Origin of the sequence: Flagellimonas ochracea, assembly GCF_009903685.1 — a bacterium.
Taxonomy (GTDB): domain Bacteria; phylum Bacteroidota; class Bacteroidia; order Flavobacteriales; family Flavobacteriaceae; genus Flagellimonas; species Flagellimonas ochracea.
Window position 1 is genome coordinate 1 of the sequence record NZ_JAAABI010000050.1, and the last position, 218, is coordinate 218.

1 protein-coding gene is annotated in these 218 nt (G+C 56.0%); it reads right to left on the reverse strand.

The window, feature by feature from the left end; genetic code table 11:
* The coding region (locus tag GTQ34_RS16680; protein WP_166524933.1) for a hypothetical protein at positions 1–218 on the reverse strand (218 nt) is incomplete at both ends.

Here is a 218-nt window from a genome sequence, read left to right on the forward strand (position 1 = left end):
TATCTGTTTGAAGTTCTTCTATTGCCGCCTGTACGTCCGTACTTGTGGTATTTCCAGCAGGAGTAAAATCAACTCCGGCCGCATCTTGTATTTCGTTGGTCGGGTCGGCGTCGGCATCGTCCGTGTTAAGGGCCGCCAGTTCCGCATCCGTGGCAAAGGTACCGTCAAGGTCCTGGCTCAGGGTACCGCCTGCATCGGTCACCGTTATGGAGGTGCCC